At 53.5% G+C, this 17,807-nt stretch carries 16 protein-coding genes and 1 pseudogene; 10 read left to right on the top strand and 7 right to left on the bottom strand.

Annotated features, from left to right (window positions below):
* Positions 1 to 1,308 (top strand): recombinase family protein (locus D1159_RS05535; RefSeq protein WP_161844683.1); only part of this gene is annotated, 1,308 nt, incomplete at its 5' end.
* Here the strand turns inward: D1159_RS05535 and D1159_RS19525 are convergent.
* Entirely contained in the window at positions 1,239 to 1,817 is a 579-nt protein-coding gene (locus tag D1159_RS19525) for a hypothetical protein (protein WP_243152124.1), read from the bottom strand. The genes D1159_RS05535 and D1159_RS19525 overlap by 70 nt on opposite strands.
* Positions 1,818 to 2,233: 416 nt before the next feature.
* The gene (locus tag D1159_RS19520; protein WP_243152123.1) at positions 2,234 to 2,998 is read right to left on the bottom strand and encodes a reverse transcriptase domain-containing protein; all 765 of its coding nucleotides are present in this window, start codon (positions 2,996 to 2,998) and stop codon (positions 2,234 to 2,236) included.
* 452 nt (positions 2,999 to 3,450) lie between these two features.
* Between D1159_RS19520 and D1159_RS05525 the strand changes: the two genes are divergently transcribed.
* From D1159_RS05525 to D1159_RS05490, 8 genes and pseudogenes are all read left to right on the top strand, one after another.
* Entirely contained in the window at positions 3,451 to 3,672 is a 222-nt protein-coding gene (locus D1159_RS05525) for a restriction endonuclease subunit S (RefSeq protein WP_243152122.1), read from the top strand.
* A 43-nt stretch (positions 3,673 to 3,715) separates the two neighbouring features.
* Positions 3,716 to 4,297 (top strand): restriction endonuclease subunit S, encoded by a 582-nt coding sequence (locus tag D1159_RS05520; RefSeq protein ID WP_243152121.1) that lies wholly within the window; start codon positions 3,716 to 3,718, stop codon positions 4,295 to 4,297.
* Positions 4,294 to 7,413: pseudogene (locus D1159_RS05515) on the top strand (type I restriction endonuclease subunit R). Before D1159_RS05520 ends, D1159_RS05515 begins: the two are co-directional and overlap by 4 nt.
* A 23-nt stretch (positions 7,414 to 7,436) precedes the next feature.
* A complete protein-coding gene (locus D1159_RS05510) occupies positions 7,437 to 7,757 on the top strand; it encodes a nucleotidyltransferase domain-containing protein (RefSeq protein WP_161844682.1) in 321 nt (106 codons plus the stop codon).
* A 72-nt stretch (positions 7,758 to 7,829) separates the two neighbouring features.
* Positions 7,830 to 8,405 carry a hypothetical protein gene (locus D1159_RS05505; RefSeq protein ID WP_161844681.1) on the top strand — a complete coding sequence of 192 codons (576 nt, stop codon included), beginning with the start codon at positions 7,830 to 7,832 and terminating at the stop codon, positions 8,403 to 8,405.
* 361 nt (positions 8,406 to 8,766) lie between these two features.
* Positions 8,767 to 9,084, top strand: coding sequence for a PHP domain-containing protein (locus tag D1159_RS05500; protein ID WP_161844680.1), 318 nt, complete (start codon positions 8,767 to 8,769; stop codon positions 9,082 to 9,084).
* A 277-nt stretch (positions 9,085 to 9,361) separates the two neighbouring features.
* Positions 9,362 to 9,571: a hypothetical protein gene (locus D1159_RS05495; protein WP_161844679.1), complete on the top strand. Its 210-nt coding sequence runs from the start codon at positions 9,362 to 9,364 to the stop codon at positions 9,569 to 9,571.
* 16 nt (positions 9,572 to 9,587) lie between these two features.
* Complete coding sequence (locus D1159_RS05490; protein WP_161844678.1) at positions 9,588 to 9,815, top strand: hypothetical protein; 228 nt, start codon at positions 9,588 to 9,590, stop codon at positions 9,813 to 9,815.
* On the opposite strand, the gene D1159_RS05485 is transcribed toward D1159_RS05490, so the two are convergent.
* The 4 genes from D1159_RS05485 to D1159_RS05470 form a co-directional block, all read right to left on the bottom strand.
* A complete protein-coding gene (locus tag D1159_RS05485) occupies positions 9,778 to 11,490 on the bottom strand; it encodes a methyl-accepting chemotaxis protein (protein WP_161844677.1) in 1,713 nt (570 codons plus the stop codon). The genes D1159_RS05490 and D1159_RS05485 overlap by 38 nt on opposite strands.
* Positions 11,491 to 11,788: 298 nt before the next feature.
* A complete protein-coding gene (locus D1159_RS05480) occupies positions 11,789 to 12,712 on the bottom strand; it encodes an FHA domain-containing protein (protein WP_161844676.1) in 924 nt (307 codons plus the stop codon).
* Entirely contained in the window at positions 12,709 to 14,376 is a 1,668-nt protein-coding gene (locus D1159_RS05475; protein WP_161844675.1) for an S-layer homology domain-containing protein, read from the bottom strand. The genes D1159_RS05480 and D1159_RS05475 overlap by 4 nt, the downstream gene beginning before the upstream one ends.
* 43 nt (positions 14,377 to 14,419) lie before the next feature.
* Complete coding sequence (locus D1159_RS05470; RefSeq protein WP_161844674.1) at positions 14,420 to 16,363, bottom strand: protein kinase; 1,944 nt, start codon at positions 16,361 to 16,363, stop codon at positions 14,420 to 14,422.
* A 249-nt stretch (positions 16,364 to 16,612) separates the two neighbouring features.
* Between D1159_RS05470 and D1159_RS05465 the strand changes: the two genes are divergently transcribed.
* A complete protein-coding gene (locus tag D1159_RS05465) occupies positions 16,613 to 17,413 on the top strand; it encodes a PP2C family serine/threonine-protein phosphatase (RefSeq protein WP_161844673.1) in 801 nt (266 codons plus the stop codon).
* 113 nt (positions 17,414 to 17,526) lie between these two features.
* On the opposite strand, the gene D1159_RS05460 is transcribed toward D1159_RS05465, so the two are convergent.
* Positions 17,527 to 17,775, bottom strand: a complete 249-nt coding sequence (locus D1159_RS05460; RefSeq protein WP_161844672.1) for an IreB family regulatory phosphoprotein — start codon at positions 17,773 to 17,775, stop codon at positions 17,527 to 17,529.
* Positions 17,776 to 17,807 lie beyond the last annotated feature (32 nt).

Genomic DNA, 17,807 nt, shown 5'->3' with positions numbered 1-17,807 from the left:
TTTATCGCCGTCAATGATGGAGTGGACAGCGAGGAGCAACTGGGAAATGACTTTACCCCTTTCCGAAATATCATAAATGAGTGGTACGCCAAAGACACCTCGAAGAAGATACGGGCGTTTTTTCGCAACAAAGGGATGTCAGGCCAACGGCTGGCATCAAACGCCCCCTACGGCTACATAAAGGGCGAGGACGGACACCTTTTAGTGGACGAGGAAACCGCCCCTGTGGTGGAGTTGATTTTTCAGTTGTGTTTGGAGGGCAACGGCCCCGGCAAAATTGCCCGGATGCTGAAAGAGCGGGAAATTCCCACACCGGGGACGATTGAGTTTCGGCGCACAGGCCGGACAAGCCGTTACTATCCGGATGATCCCTGCCGCTGGAATCCCGCAACTGTTCTGAGCATTTTGGAGCAGGATACTTATTTAGGCCGTACAACGAATTTCAAGACCACCAAACTCTCCTATAAGAGCAAGAAAGCAATCATCAATCCCCCCGACAAACGGGCGGTGTTTGAGGGCACCCACAAAGCGATTATTGATAGGGAGACATGGGAAATCGTACAGAAGAGTCGGGAGCAGCGCCGCCGCCCTACGAAGCTGGGCGAAATGGGATTGTTCTCCGGGCTGGCCTACTGCGCCGACTGCGGAGCAAAGCTGTACCACCACCGCACCGTTACGTTTACAAAAGAACAGGAGAGTTACACTTGTGCGAATTACCGCTCCAGAAAACAATGCACCGCCCATTATATCAGGGCCGTGGTGCTGGAACAGCTTGTACTTCAAAATTTGCAGCGTGTTGTAGCCTACGCCCAAGATGACGAGGACGAGTTTGTGCGGCGCGTCATGGAGAATAAGACGGCGGCACAGCGTACCGAGCAGGAGCGAGCTAAGCGCAAGCTGGAGAAGCAGGAGCGGCGCATCAGCGAGCTTGACCGCATTATTCAACAGCTTTATGAGGATCGTGTGGCGGGGGCGTTGAGTGTAGAGCGGTTTACCCGGTTGTCCGAGGGCTATGAAAAGGAACAGTTGGATCTGAAACAGTCCGCAGAGGAATTGCAAGGCGTTGTAGCCGAGACGGAAGCCCAGGCTGTCAATGTCCGGAATTTTCTGAAGATTGTAAAGAAGTACACCGAACCCACCGAGTTGACCCCGGCCCTTTTGCGTGAGTTTGTGGAAAAGGTAGTTGTCCACGCCCCCGATAAATCCAGCGGCCATCGCACCCAGCGCATTGACGTACACTATAACTTTATCGGGGAGGTTGATTTTTCCCCGGAATTTAGCGGGTACAGCAAAACGACAACCGCATGACGCCACAACATCATGCGGTTGTCCAGCAAATTTCCGAAAACTTCTTTATGCGTATTGCCCATATATGAAGGAACCAGTTTTTCCCTGTAACCGATAATTTTCTTCTGTGCTTTCACATCAAATTGGCTGATTTCTTGGTTCGGATTATTCACCGCCATAAAGCATTTCTTGTGGAGTGAGACCAGATTGTTGACACGATTCACCTTGTCCAGAGGGAGGTAGGGGTTAATTCGGTGCGCCCATGGCGTGCTGGAAATGAGCCAGCCGCCGCAGACCCGGCACTTGAGCTTGTCACGATTCAGGGCATAGGCCCGATTCATGATGAACTCAAAGTTGTTGGGCTTTCCCCATTTTCCATAGCTGATGGCCCTTGCCGATTTCTCCGAGTACAGTTCATCGAAGCGCGCGTTGATACGCTTCTTTTTCGTGCGCTCGAAGTTGATTTGCCTTCCGGTTTCGGTGTAGGGAGTTTCTGCTTGGTTTTTTGTAAGACTTTTTCCCACTTGCAAAAGGTGATTGCGCCAATCATCTGTTCCCGGCTGTAGTTTAGGGGAATCTTTTTGATGTCATGGGTAATTTTGTCAACTTTCTGCTTTAATTGGTCTCTGTCTGGAATTGTCCTTGAGATATAGCCCCGGCGAGATTTCCCCGGCACCATTTTGAACTCGCAGCCTATAAATTTGATGTGTTTCTTTCGGATGTCTGTTATCAGCGTTTTCTCCTGGGATAATGTCAGCTTCATCTTGCTTTGTAGAAAGGCTTGCAACCGGGCTTTCCAACCTTCGGCATAGGCGCGAGTATCTGTAATAATTACAAAATCATCCGCGTAACGGACGAGATATCCTGGTATCAGATTGCTCCTTTTGCGCAAGGCATGAAGCTTGGTTTCTGGTCTGGAATACGCTGTACGGGTTTTCTTGCGCTCCTATTGACTGGAAATCCATTCATCCATGATATCCAGGTACACATTTGCCAACAATGGACTGATTAGCCCTCCCTGCGGCGTTCCTTCCTCGTTCACCTCGCACTCGCCCATAACCCCGGCTTTCAGCATGGCCTTGATAATTTGCAGCACCCGCCTGTCTTTTACGCCCATATGGTATAGGCGCTTTAGCAGAATGGCGTGGTCAATGCGGTCAAAGCATTTGCTGATGTCGCCCTCGACGATCCAGTAGTAGCCCGTGTGATGGACAAGCAGTTTTGCTCGTTCCAATGCCATAGGCGCATCCCGCATAGGGCGAAAACCGTAGGAATGGGCAAAGAACTGCGCTTCAAATATTGGCTCCAGCACAATCCTCATACACTCTTGTACGATTCTGTCCCGTATCGTAGGAATCCCCAGCAGACGTTTTTCAGCTTTGCCTGGTTTGTCGATATACACCCGGCGTATCTTCTGTGGTTCAAAGTGCTTAAATGCGTTTTGAATATCCTTTATCACCCAGGAATGTGAGCATTGCAGATAGTCTTTACGCATGGTCTTAGAATCCACGCCGGGGGTCTCACTTCCACGGTTGCTTTTGATGTTGTGAATTGCTGTGATAATGGTTGCTTCTGCTGACATGATTTCCAGCAGGCCCTTGAACGCCGGCCTTCCGCCTGCGTCATAGACCTCCTTGCTGTGCTGATACAGCTTATTCTGGACTTCGCGTAGTTGGGTTTCGGTTTTTGGGCAGTCGAATTGTCGTGCCATAACGCACCGCCTCCCTTCGGAATTGGTGTTTCTGGTTTTAGTCAGGTATGCCCTACGGCTTCCTCGACTTTCTGTTCACATACGAATCTGCACTGACTATGCCCCTTCGCTCCGTCCGCCTTATTATTGCGGACATCATCAGATATGAAGTGTTCAACACTGACCGATACTCAGGACCACATAACCGAAATTGCAATGAAGAATGCCTCGATGACGCTATATCCGAAGAATAGCATTGCTATTGTCACACGTTCTGGCATACTGAAACATACATTTCCTGTGGCCTATGTACCTTTTTCCACTACTGTCAATCAGGACATAAAGGCACTTGAAGTCAATGAAACTGCTATTCCCAGATACGCATTTCATCTGCTACAAGGAAAAGGTCAAGATATTCTGGCGAGGACAAAAAACAGGGTGGCACAGTAGACTCTTTGGATTTTCAGAAACTGTTGACTTACAGAGTTCCCGTTCCTCCCCTCTCTGTCCAACGGCGCATTGTCAACGTCCTCGATAACTTTGATGCTGTCTGCACCGATTTGAAAATCGGCCTGCCTGCTGAGATCGAGGCGCGGCAAAAGCAGTACGAGTATTACCGGGACCTTCTTCTCTCCTTCGATGATTGTTCACAGCTTGTTCATGTAGAGAGAGCCGGAGCGCCGAGACGTAATTAAGTTGTTGCAATATGTGTTTGGGTATGTGATGCTACCCCTGAGTATGATTGCGACTGATATGTACCGAGGGGCGGGAATTACCCGCAATCAAGTGACCGATAAGGGTATACCTTGTGTTCGGTATGGTGAAATTTATACAACCTACAATATCCACTTCGATACCTGCGTATCCCACACTGATGAAAACAAAATTCAAAATAAAAAGTATTTTGAGTATGGGGACATCCTTTTTACAATAACAGGTGAAAGCATTGAGAAAATTGCTAAATCCTGCGTGTACCTGGGGCATGATCGTTGTTTGGCTGGCGGTGACATTGTTGTGATGAAACATGGGGAAAATCCCAAATATCTCAGCTATGCACTTTCTACAACAGCTGCACAAAAGCAAAAGAGCAAAGGGAAGGCAAAGAGCAAGGTTGTTCATTCAAGTGTGCCTGCCATATCACAAATTGTTATTCCACTCCCTCCGCTGGAAGATCAGGAACGCATAGTCGCCATACTCGACCGTTTTGATACCCTCCGCAGCGACTTGACCTCCGGACTGTCCGCCGAGATCGAGGCACGGCAATGGCAGTATGAACACTACCGGGACAAACTCTTGACGTTTAAGGAGCTGAACCCATGAGCTATTTCAACGTTGTGGCCCAGACAAACGAAAACACAGTGGTAACAGAATATGAACCAGTCAAGACCCGTTCCGACAGTTACCAGAGCGAGGCCGCGCTGGAAAAAGAATTTATCCATCTTCTTTGCGAACAGGGCTATGAATATCTCCCTATCCATTCCGAGGCGGAGCTGATCGCCAACCTGCGCAGAAAGCTGGAGGAGCTGAACCACTGCACCTTTACTGACAGCGAGTGGGAGCGGTTTTTCACTTCCTGTATTGCTGTCGCCAACGATAAGATTGATGACAAAAGCCGCCGCATTCAGGAAGATCATATCCAGGTCCTCCGGCGAGAGCAAGAATATTACCCTCATTGATAAAAAGAACATCCACAACAACCGCCTCCAGGTCATTAACCAATATGTTGTTGGGAAAGAGGACGGGGCCAGATACGATAACCGCTATGATGTGACGATTTTGGTAAATGGCCTTCCCATGGTCCATGTGGAGCTGAAAAAGCGGGGTGTTGCGCTGAAAGAGGCGTTCCATCAGATAGACCGCTACCAGCGGGACAGCTTTTGGGCTGGCTGCGGACTGTATGAGTATGTGCAGATTTTTGTTATCTCCAACGGCACGAACACCAAGTATTACTCCAATACGACCCGCTACAGTGCCATAAAAGAGGCGGAAACAGCCTCCACTGCAAAGAAGAAAACGACCAGCAACAGCTTTGAATTTACTTCCTTCTGGGCCGATGGGAAGAACTATATCATACCAGACCTGATTGACTTTACCAGGACGTTTTTCGCCAAGCATACCATCCTGAATATTCTGACAAGATACTGCGTTTTCACAGCGGAAAAAATGCTGATGGTAATGCGTCCCTATCAGATCACCGCCACCGAACGGATTTTGAACCGTATCGAAATTGCGAACAACTACAAGAAGTACGGCTCCATTGCGGGCGGCGGTTACATCTGGCATACCACCGGCTCCGGTAAGACCCTCACCAGCTTTAAGACGGCCCGTCTCGCGTCAAAGCTGCCCTATATTGATAAGGTCCTGTTTGTTGTAGATCGCAAAGACCTGGACTACCAGACCATGTTGGTATGACCGCTTTGAAAAGGGTGCGGCCAACAGCAACCGTTCAACTGCTATTCTCCAACGGCAGCTGGAAGATAAAGACGCAAGCGGCAATTTCCACGAGTACCGCATCATTGTCACGACCATTCAGAAACTTTCTGCTTTCGTGGCAAGAAATAAAAATCATCCCATCTACGACAAGCGTGTTGTCATCATCTTTGACGACTGCCACCGCAGTCAGTTTGGAGATATGCACGAGGCCATCGTAAAGAACTTCAAGAAGTATCATCTCTTTGGATTTACCGGTACGCCGATTTTTGGAGATAACGCCACCAAAAACGGAAATCTCCGATTTTGTACCACCGATCAGACCTTTGGGGACCGGCCCCATACCTACACCATCGTGGATGCCATCAATGATAAGAACGTCCTTCCTTTCCGTGTGGACTACATCAGGACAATGGGTATGGATGAAGAAATGATTGACGAACAGGTATGGGATATTAACCGGGAAAAGGCATATATGGCCCCGGAGCGCATTGAGCTTGTCACTCGGTACATCCTGGAGCATTTCGATCAGGAAACGTACCGTGGGAATAAGACGCATATCTTCAATGCGCTGACGCATATCTCTGAAGTTGCATCCGCCGGAAGGTCGAAGGTTGATGAGAGCAAAAAAAGCAGCGCCTGAGCGGTTTCAACTCCATTTTTTCTGTGGCGTCTGTCCCTATGGTAAAACTCTACTATGCGGAGTTCAAACAGCAGATGAAGGAGGACCCCAGACAGCAGCTAAAAGTAGCGATTATTTTCAGCTATGGGGCAAACGAGGCAGAGACAGGCGGTATCCTGGATGAGGAAAACCCGGAGGACACTTCCGCTCTGGATCAGAACTCCCGCGATTTCCTGGAGCAGGCCATTCAGGACTATAACGAGACGTTCCACACCAATTACGATACATCCAGCGACAAATTCCAGAACTATTATAAGGACGTTTCTCTGCGGATGAAAAACAGAGAGATCGACTTGCTGATTGTTGTCAATATGTTCCTGACCGGCTTTGACGCTACGACCCTGAACACGCTGTGGGTAGACAAAAACCTCAAAATGCACGGCCTTATCCAGGCGTTTTCCCGCACGAATCGTATCCTGAACTCCGTCAAGTCATTCGGCAATATTGTCTGTTTCCGCAATCTGCAAAAGCGGGTAGACCGTGCGATTGCCCGTTTTGGCGATGAAAGTTCCGGCGGTGTTATTTTACTGCGCAGTTTCAAAGACTATTTTAGCGGGTATGTCGATGACGATCATAAGCAGCACCCCAGATATGAGGACCTGATTGAGAGACTGACAAATGACTTCCCTCTGTCCGAACCAAAGATTGTCGGCGAACAGGCAGAGAAAGATTTTATCTCCCTTTTTGGGGCAATCCTGCGCATGAGAAATATCCTATCCTCCTTTGATGAATTTCAGAACCAGGATATGCTCTCTGAGCGAGATTTGCAGGACTACCTGGGGCGGTATCAGGATCTGCGGGATGAATGGAATGAACGGAGGAAGAGGGGAGAAAGCTCTGACATTGAAGATGATATTGTCTTTGAGGTATAGCTGATACGTCAGGTTGAGATCAACATTGATTATATTCTGTTGCTGGTGAAAAAATATCACGACTCGCATAATGAGGACAAGGAAGTCCTGGTAACAATCCGCAAAACAGTAGATGCCAGTCCAGAATTACGCAGTAAAAAGCTCTGATTGAGGACTTCATTGCCGGTATCAATGAGGTAGATGACGTATTCCAGGAATGGCGGGATTTCGTAATTCAGCAACGTGAGCAAGAGCTGACGGCCATGATTGCTGAAGAAAAACTCAAGCCGGAGGAAACACGGCAGTTTATCGGAAACGCTCTACAGGCCGGGGAACTCAAGACCAACGGAACGGATATTGACAGGCTCATGCCGCCGGTTTCACGTTTTGGCGGAGGCAATTGTACCGCAAAATAGCAAGGCGTAATTGACCGGCTAAAGGCGTTTTACGAAAAATTTTTTGGGATTGTCTAAAAACAATTTCAGGAGGATGCTAAATGAAGTTTACAGAAAGTACATTGAAACGCTATGCCGCTCCGCCTAGCGATACCGAAAATCAACAATGTCTCAATGCTATCAAAATGATACGGGATGCCTTAAAGGGTCTTGGCTTTTCTGATGAAAATCGAGAGATTGTACCATTGTATAGCGATACGTATGCGTATTCATTAGAAATGCGGAGAACCAAAGATTGGCGAAAAATCAAGATGTTCATTCAAGGTTCATATGCAAGCAATACAAATATACGGACCCAAAGTGATGTGGATATTGCTGTCATACAAGAGGAAACATTTCAACCCGAGTATCGAATTGGATAATCTGGGTTAGATTACGGTTTTTCTTCCTCCGCAGTAGCATCAAAGAGTTTTAAGGACGAAGTTCAGGAATGTTTGACAATCAAATTTGGGCGTGATGTAAAAAGAGGGGATAAGTCCATCAAGGTACATGGTAATACATATCGGAAAGATGCCGATACTGTTCCCTGCATGAGATATAGAGATTACAGAGGCGACAACCGAAAAGACGAGTCGAATTATGTTGGAGGCGTTGTGATATTTCCGGACAGTGGTGGAAGGATTATTAACTATCCAGAGCAACATATCGCAAATGGCAGGCAGAAAAACGTTGCAGCAAATCACTATTATAAGAAAATAGTTCGCATAATAAAAAATATGAAGTTGCTGATGAGTAATTATGGATTTCCTTATGCAAATGACGTTTCCTCTTTTGGGTTGGAGTCCCTCCTTTGGAATATTCCAGATGAAATTTTTAAGAAGTGGGGGCTATATGGTTTTGCTTTTGAAGAAGTGCTGAACTATCTTCAGGCACATAAAGCGGATTTCTTGACGTACAAAGAGGCTAATGGTATTAAATCCCTCTGTCCGACTCAGGCATCTGCAAAAACCTATGAAAACTTCATCGATATTCTTGTTGAGTTTTTCGAATACGACATAAATGGGACTTAAATAATATGAGCGAGCAATTTAGGCGTTTTTCCCAAATAACAGTATGGGTTACTTTGATTTTCTTTGTTATAAGGTGCTTCCTGTCATGGCAGGAAATAATTGTAGAAATATCTTTATACGATTTATATGGGTATGCGGGTGAAGCTATAGCTCTTTCTGCTGTTGTAATGGCCATATATGAAAAGTGGCGAGAGTAGGAGCGTCAGTTTCCGCTTCCTTATGTGCTGGAGGAGCTTACGCAGTCGCTGGAGCAGCGTGGCTTTCGCGTGGAATACGCCCAGGAGCGCACCGGCTTTGCCCCATACGGTAACGATGATCCGCCTGTGATACGCATTGCAGCGGTCAAGCCGGAGGAGGCGGTATGACGGCAGTTCTTGCGGACTTGCATACCCACACCACCGCCTCAGATGGGCAATACACTCCCGCGCAGGTGATTGACCTGCCTAAAGCCGCCGGCATCCAGATAGTTGCAATTACCGGCCACGACACCATTGGCAGTATAACCGGGGCTATGGAGGCAGGAAGCGACGCGGGGATTCGGGTTATTCGCGGGGTGGAGCTGAGTGCGAAGGAACACCGTAATTTTTATCTTTTAGGCTACGGCTTCCAAGCGGGGGGCACTCTGTCCCACCTGTGCAGACAGCTGAAGGTGGGACGGGACGAGCGGAAATACAAATGACCGATATCTGGATACACCGGAGTTCCGTGAGAAGGTGACTCGATTCAAGCCGGATATCCGGCTTGCAAAATATGAATTGAATCTGGATTGGCTGTTATGCTAAAATATCCACAAAATCTGAAAGCGAGCTTTGCGTCTCAAAATCGAAATGTGCCCTGTCCATTGGAATCAAGCTCTGATATGGTCCTTTGTCTTGAGAAAAAGACAAAGGACCATATTTTTTGGGATTCCCCCCTGACAAAAGGCATCTGAATACTCCGTTCGGGAGGACATTGTGATGGCGATGGAGGAATTGGACCTGCCTGCGGAGCAGGCGGTCCTGGTGGACAAGACCCTGGAAACCAAAGAGGACACGGAACTAAATACACAACTCAAGGTTCTGATGGACGAAAAGCAGGAAATTCTTACTCAAATCGCAATCAGCAGGACGAGGAACAGCAGGCTGTCCAAGCCTCCAGGCGGCAGGAGATGGGGCTTGGCTGGATGAGCAGTCCATGTGCTTCATGGAGTACGATGACACTCTCACCCGCAGGTTTGTGGAGCGAATCACCGTGGTGGATACCGAGACTATTCAGGTCAAAATCAGGGATACGGACGGATTTCAAGGAAAAAACGCGCCGCTCAGGCGGAAAAAGGCCCGCACTTTGGGCGTGTTGACGGGTTTCAAACAGGCTCTAGCCAGACTCTGCCGCGTCAACGCACTGGGATATGTTGAAGACTTTTTAGCTTAAACTTTTCTACCAGGCCCTTCATAAGCTGCGACTGATTGGACAGCTCTTTGCTTGCCGCCGCGCTTTCTTCCGCAGTTGCCGAGTTTGTCTGTACAACACTGGAAATCTGGTCAATTCCCATAATAACCTGAGAGATAGAATCCGCCTGATCGCTGCTGGCCTCCGAAATCTGTCCGATAATGTCAGTCACTTCGTTTACGCCATTGACCGCCTGAATCAAAGACTGCGCCGTATCGCCCACGATGCGTGTTCCATTTTCCACTGCCTTTAAGGAATTTTCGATCAAAGCAGAGATATTTTCGGATGCCTCTTTGCTTTTGTTTGCCAAATTGCGGACTTCACCGGCTACTACGGCAAATCCTTTTCCGGCAGTACCTGCGCGTGCGGCTTCTACAGCGGCGTTCAGCGCGAGGATGTTGGTCTGGAACGCAATGTCTTCAATGATTTTCATGATTTTGCCGATCTCGTTGGAGCAGCTGCTGATATCCTCCATTGCCTGTGTCATCTGCTGCATTTTTTCTTTGCTCACATTCATTTTTATACTGACACAGCCTGCCGCTTTACTGGCCTGCCGCGCATTGTCCGCGTTCTGATTCACCTTGTTAGAGATTTCATTGATGGTGGCGGCAAGCTCCTGCACGGAACTGGCCTGCTCGGTTGCTCCCTGAGCAAGCGCCTGGGCGCCATTTGATACCTGATTCGCTCCGCTTGCGACCTGAGAGGAGCTTTGACTAATCTGCAGCATTGTGTCGTTCAGCTTTTCCGCAATGCCCTGAAAAGAGACAAGCAGGGGGGAAAAGCCGCCGGTATATTCTTCCTCGCAGGCCGAATTCACCGTAAAATCTCCCTCCGCCATTTTAGCAAGGAATTTATTCTCATCATCAATAATAACTTGAAGTTTATGGATCAATTTGCCTACCTGAGCGGCGAGAACACCCAGTTCATCCTTAGAGGTATAGGAAATCTCTACATCCAAATCTCCCTCTGCCATTTTTATGGCAGCCTTCTCCATTTCGGAAATAGGGGTCTTGATCAGACGTATGATCACAAACGAGAAAAACACCCCCACAAGGATGATGGCAATGACAACCGCTATCATGGTCAGGGTGGCCGTTCTGTAAAGGGATGCGCTTTCTGCCGCCGCATCATCACTGCCTTTTGTATTGTAGGTGATAATCTCTTCAAAGGCGCTGTTCAAAGACTGGAAAAGCGCCTCACAGTCTCCATTCTGGATGGCGCGGGCAGCCTCCATGTGGCCCTGCGCGGCCAAAGCCATCATTTTTTCCTCTGCTTCTTTGTACTGTATCCAGAGATTTTTCGCCTTGCCATAGAACTCTCCCTCTTCTTTGTCAATCAATTTCCCATATGTATCTAAGAGGGCATCCATACTGCCTATCCCAGTATTGAGGCGCTGAAGGCTGGTCTCTTTTTCGTCGTCAGAGCTTGCGGTAAGGTATCCCAGCTCATTCAGCCGGATATTAGAAATGGTGGCGCTCAATTCCCTTGCCACATCGATGCTGGGAAGCCAGCTTGTTGCAATGTCGCTTGTCATTTCGTTCATCTGGCCCATGAGGAAAAATGACATTCCGCTGATAATAAGCATTCCCAGCAGCGCAACCCCTATGAGGATATGGAGCTTTCGTCTGATTTTCAAATTTTTTATGTAGTGAATCATAGTTCCAATCTCCTTTTATATTTTATTGTCCGCAGCTGCCAGCCGCAACATATATATCGGAAAATTTCTCTGTTTGATAAGTAAATTGACGGGAATATATTATGGATCTATTTTTCCTATGTCTGCAAACCTGCATCCTTTTTGTTCACCCAGGGCATACCGCCGGAGCAAGGGTTTGCTTTGCCCCGGTGCTTTTTCAAAAATGCCGCCGTTTAAAAAGCTGTTTGGCGCCCCAAGCCGTGCTGGCTGGGGCGCCAAACAGGTTTTCTCTTAGAAACCGCACCATTTGCGCCGCTTCTTATCCATTCTTGACCTGAAATACCTGAAAGCGGGTGTCCCCCGCCATGAATGCCGCCCCGTCCGGCAGGGGATAATCCTGCTCCGGCTCCAGCCGGGTCTTGCCCTTGTTCTGGAACAGCCAGGTACCGTTGGTGGAGCCCACGTCCCGCAGGATAACGCTGCCCTCGCCCCCGTCCCGAAGGAGAAAGTGGTGGGTGGAGATGGCGTCGTCCTCCGGGAGCGACAGAGTGTTGTCCTTCCCCCGGCCCACCCGGATATCCCCCATCAGGGCCAGCTTGTACTCCGCGTGGGTCTCCTCCCGATCTACCATCACCTGGAGCAGCGTCAGCGCTTTCTGGGGGCCGCCCAGCACCCGGGTGCCGTTTTCGCCCTGGGGCGCCCAGGCGCTCTCAGGGGGGACGTACTGCTCAGGCGGCGCATACTGGCTGGGAGGCGGTGTATACTGACCAGGCGGCGTATACTGGGGCGGCGGTGTGTACTGACCCGCGGGCGTGTACTGGGGAGGCGGCGCATATTGGCCGCCGGGAGGCGCATACTGGGCCCCCTGGCCGTACTGGGCCTGCTCCTCCGCCTGCCGGGCCTTGCGGCGCTTCCCCCGCCGGCTCGCCAGCAGGATGATCAGAAGGAGCGCCGCCACAATACCGCCGCCTATTCCTGCCAGCACAGGCGCCGGCAGGGCGGTCAGCCGGTTCAGGATGGCCTTTACCCCTGTGGCCTCTTCTTCCGTCTCCTCTGGTCTTCCTTTCGCAGGCTCCTCCGGCTCCAATCTGCCGCTCTTTGACGCGGCGCCCAGCGGCGTCAGCTCCGACTGGGCGGAGAGGACAGACAGGCTTGCAGGCAGCGCCGCCCCTGCCTGTACGGCAAAGCACGCCAGCAGCGCCAGCAGGACAACCGCCCTTATCATTCCGTTCCTCAATCTCACTTTTTACTCCCCCACTGATGCCGGTCCGCCAGGCGGGCAATTACAGAAAGGATTTCCTGCCTGGTAATATTGCTCTTAGGATTGAAATTCTTCTTGCTGTCCCCCATCATGATCTTGTTCTCGTACACATAGAACACTGCGGAGGCCGCCCAGTCGGGAATATCCACCGCGTCGGCAAAAAAGGCCAGACTGCCGGGCTTATCAGAGATTTTCTCATTATTCAGCCGGGTCAGGAAGCTGCACAGCATTTTGGCCGCCTCCTGCCGGGTGATGGGCCAGTCCGGGGAGATGGTGGTGGCTGAGGTGCCGTTGAGGATGCCCAGCTGATAGGCCTTGCGGATGTCCCGCTCCAAGGGGTGGCCCTCCAGGTCCTCAAAGCTCTCCTTCTTGTTGGTGCCCACGTTGCTGCCCCTGATGTCCTCATAGATGCTCACCAGAATATGGGCCAGCTCCCCCCGGGTCAGGTTGGACTTATAGTTGTCCCACAGCATAGGCGGCACCAGCTCCAGGGCATAGAGGCCGGCAATGTCCTCATAGGCCCACTGGTCCAGGCCGTCCAGCACCCCCACCTCATAGGTCACCTGCTCCGCGATGGAACCCATTACCCGGGTAGGCTGGCTGACGTTGGTATTCTTTTTGTTGCCCACCTGGTAGTCCCGGTTGCGGCCCCAAACAAACAGATAGTTATTGCTGTTGAGCATCAGATTGTGGCTGACGCCGGAGGCCAGATAGCTCCCCTTCTCCTGGAGGGCGCTCACCTTGGTGGGATTGGGCTGGGAGATCAGCGGGTCCCGCTGGCCCAGCTGGCCGTACTCCCCATAGCCCCAGGTGTACAGCTCGCCGCTCTCCGTCAGCGCTGCGGAGGAGCTGTTGCCGGCGGACACCCGGGCCGCCTTGTTCAGCCCCTTCACCTCCACCGGTACGGCGCTGTCGTCGGTCTTGCCGGTGCCCAGCTGGCCGTTGCCGTTGGCGCCCCAGGCATACACACGGCCGTCGAAGCTCACCGCCAGAGAGTGGGAGTAGCCCGCCGCGATGTCCACGATGTCGATGAGATTACTCACCCGAACCGGCGTGGTCCGGGCGTCTTTGTCCCCGGTGCCCAGCTGGCCGTAGTCATTGGCGCCCCAGGCCCACACCTCGCCGGAGCAGGTCAGGGCCAAAAAGTGGCTCCCTCCGGCGGCGATGGCCCCGATGCGCCGCAGGCCGCTGACCTGTTTGGGCGTCCCGCCGTAGGTCCATTGCCACACCGTGCCGTCGGTCTTCAGGGCCAGCAGGTCGGTCTGTCCCGCGGCGATGTCCGCCACATTGGTCAGCCCCGGCACCTGCCTGGGCGTCTTGTCCATTCCGCCGCCCCACTGATATACCGTACCGTCAAACCGCAGGGCGGCGGAAAAGTTGTACCCTGCCGCCACCGCCAGCACCGACGACAAACCCTCTACCTCCGTGGGCGCCTGGGCCTGATCGAGCCCGTCCAGACCCAGCTGGTAGTCCTGGTTAGACCCCCAGGCCCAGACGGTCCCGTCCTTCTTCACCACCAGCGTGTGGGACAGACCGCCGGAGGCCACATGGGCCGTGTTGTCCATCCCCGAGGCCGCAGCCGCAGGAAGGGCGCCCCCTGCCATTGCAGCGGCCAGCAGCAGGGCCATTACCTGTCTCTTTCTCATACTCCAATCACACTCTCCTTCTTCTATTGTCCCGCCAATTCTGTCAGTTCACAGAGATGGCGCAGGTTCCGCTGTGACCGCCGCAGCTGGCGGTGATAATGGCCGTCCCCGGCCCCTTGGCGGTGACATAGCCGCCGCTCACCGAGGCTACCGCCGGGTTGGAAGAGCTCCAGCTCACCGACTGGCTGGCGGCGTTGCTGGGGCTCACCGTGGCGGACAGCTGCACCCCCTGCCCCACCTCCAGCATCCGGGAAGAGGGGGACACCGACACCCCAGTCACCGCCACAGCGGCCGGTTTCGGCGTGGGCTTAGGCGTGGCTGCCGGCGTCTGAGTAGATTTCGGCGTGGGCTTGGGCGTAGCCGCCGGCGTCTGGGTGGGTTTCGGCGTGGGTTTGGGCGTAGCCGCCGGCGTTTGGGTGGGTTTTGGTGTGGGCTTAGGTGTAGCCGCCGGCGTCTGAGTAGATTTTGGCGTGGGGGCCGGTGTAGTTTCAGGCTTTGGGGTGGGTGTGGCAACCGCCTCCGGCGTGGGTTCCGGCGTGGAGGCGGGCTCCAAAGTTGGCTCTGCCGTCGGAGTTGGTGCCGGTGCAGCCGCCGGCACCGCGCTGGCCGCCGCCGAGGGGGTGGGAACCGGCGTGGGGGATGCGGGAATTTCTGCCTTCGCCAAAGTGGACACAGCCGGCGGGGCCGCCTGGCCCGGCCCCGGCTGGCCCGCCAGCAGTCCAATTCCCAGCGCTGCCGCCGCCAGCACACACACACCGCATCCGGCGATCAGCAGGCCTTTTTTCCCCTTCTTCTCTGCGGGAGGCTGGGGCAGGGGGACCGTCTCCGGCTCCCGCACCGCCGGATCTTCCCTGGACGGCTCGGGCGGCGGAGGAGGTGGCGGCGGGCTCTCCCTGTTTGCCTCCGCTCCGGCGGGCGTCAGCCCGTTTCCGCCGGCAGCGGGGACGATGATCCGGGTTCCGCCCCCCATTTCCGGGGCTGGGACTGGCGCAGGCGTCACAGCCCGCCCTCTCGTCCCCTTCCGCATGGGCGTGAGCAGCACCGTCTCCCGCTCCTCCTGGGTCAGCGCATCCCCATAGCTTCTCAGGGCCCCCCGCATGGCCGCAGCGTTGCTCCACCGGTCCTCCGGCCGGTAGGCGCAGGCCATAAGCACAATCTCCCGCAGGGCCTCGCCGCCGTAGCAGGGGGGCGGAAGGGGCGCTCCCCCAAAGCGCTTCTGATAGGCCGCCTCGATCTCATGGTTGGCCGGCACGGCCGGGGGGAGGGGCAGGAAGGGGCTGCGGTTCTGGTTGAGCAGCCGGTACATCATAATGCCCAAAGAGTAGATGTCCACCTGGCAGCCTCCCACGCCGCCCATGCGCAGCTCGGGGGCCATGTAGTCGTCGGTTCCCTTCTGGGACAGGCTCCCCCGGGTCATCTTCAGGGTACGGGCCACGCCGAAATCCCCCAGCTTGAAGTGCCCCGCCTGGTTGACAAAGACGTTGTCCGGTTTTACGTCCCGGTGGACCATATCGCTGTGCTGAAGCAGATCCAGCGCGGAGCAGATATCCACCCCCAGCGCCACCAGCTCTCCCAGCCGCAGCCCCTCCCGCTGGATCTTTTTGGCCAGGCTGGTCAGGCACTCCATCTTGATGAAGATGTCGTAGCCCGGCCCGTCCTCCAGGGGAATAATGCGGTGGTCCTCATAGGAGACAATATTGGTGTTCCCCTTGAGCTGGTAGCAGGTATCGATCTCCTGGCTGATCTCGCGCACCTTTTCGTCAAAATAGGCCTGCTCCGTATCTGGACCGGTAATATAGCCGTTGGCGTAGAGTTGGTTGAGCTCGTCCTCTCCGGCGGGGAGGCGGATGTGCTTCAGCGCCGCTTCGTAGGTACGGCCCAGGGTATGCATCTCAATCCGGTAGACCGTCCCAAAGGACCCCTGTCCCAGACGCTCCTTCACCACCCACTCCGGACCAAACGGGCTGAATTGAGGCAACTCACCCATAGCGGTCCCACCTCCTGTCAAATCAAATCCCTTGTGTTTTGCGTCTAGTATATCACTGTTCTCCGCCGATTTCTACTCTCACATACAAAAAAGGATCCTGTCCGGCGGAATTCCCATGCCTTTCCTTCGCACAGGATCGGCAGGGCCGGCCTGTCCCTTACCGGTGATATCTGGCCATCCGCCCATTTTCGTGATTGACATTCCCGCCCGCCCTTGTTACCCTGAATAGAGGAGAAGGGGGAGTGGGATTTGTATCAGTTTGACTGTGGGGTCTGCTCCGACGTAGGCGTCCTTCGGGGGCGCAATGAGGACAATTTTTATCTCAACGGCGTATGGAACCGGGACCTTGCCCAGCTGCGTACCCTCGCGGCGGAGCAGTGCCAGGAGGCGCTTTTGTGCGCGGTGTGCGACGGCATGGGCGGCGGTCAGTACGGCGCCCATGCCGCCCTGGCCGCAGTGGAGTCCCTGGCCGCTTTCACCCCCCAGCACTTTCCCGATCAGATTGACGGCTGCGTCCGCCGCGCCGGTCAGGCGGTGTGCCGGATGCAGGCGCAGATGGACGCCCAGGATATGGGTACGACCCTGGCCTGTCTGGCGGTCTCCGGCGGGCAGGCCACCGCCTTCAATCTGGGGGACAGCCGGATCTACCGCCTGCGCGGGGGACAGCTCACCCAGCTTTCCCAGGACCATACCAACGCCCAGCGGCTGCTGGCCGCCGGCCTCCCCTGCCAGCCCAGGGATTTCCACATTCTCACTCAGTTTTTGGGCATCCCCCTGGAAGAGATGCGGCTGGAGCCCTTTGTGTCCGGTGAAATTCCACTCCAGGACCGGGACCGCTTTCTTTTGTGCAGCGACGGCCTGTCCGGCGTCCTCACCCACGGGGAGATCGCCGCGGTGCTGGGCGCCCGGCGGGGGGCAGCGGAGACCGCCCGCCTGTGCGTCCAGACCGCCCTGGCCCAAGGGAGCTCGGACAACGTCACCGCGGCGGTGATCATTGCCTCCCGCTGGTCCCGGCCGGGCTTTCTGCGCCGCCTGCTTCCTGGCCGCTGACCAGGCCGCGCAAAAAAGCAGAGCGCCCGGTTTTGGGCGCTCCGCTTCGGCTTGCCTTCGTTATGAAAAGGACCCCTGCATCTTCTCCCGCCATTCAAAGCGGGGGCGGGGGGTTAGGTATTCAGATACTGCTTTACCAGCTCCTGCAGCAGCTCATCCCGGTCCAGACGGCGGATCAGGGCGCGGGCGTTATTGTAGTTGGTGATATAAGTCGGATCCTCTGAGAGAATATAGCCCACGATCTGATTAATGGGGTTATAACCCTTTTCTTGCAGCGAGTTGTAAACAGAGGTCAGAATGTCCTTAATCTCCTGATCCTTCTCATAATTGAGGCTGAATCTGCGTGTATAATCGTTCTGCATGACAGCCAAACCTCCTTCGCTTCCTTACGCCC

The sequence above is a fragment of the Pseudoflavonifractor sp. 524-17 genome, assembly GCF_009935845.1.
GTDB lineage: Bacteria > Bacillota > Clostridia > Oscillospirales > Oscillospiraceae > Pseudoflavonifractor_A.
This window is presented reverse-complemented; position numbering and strand designations above follow the sequence as displayed.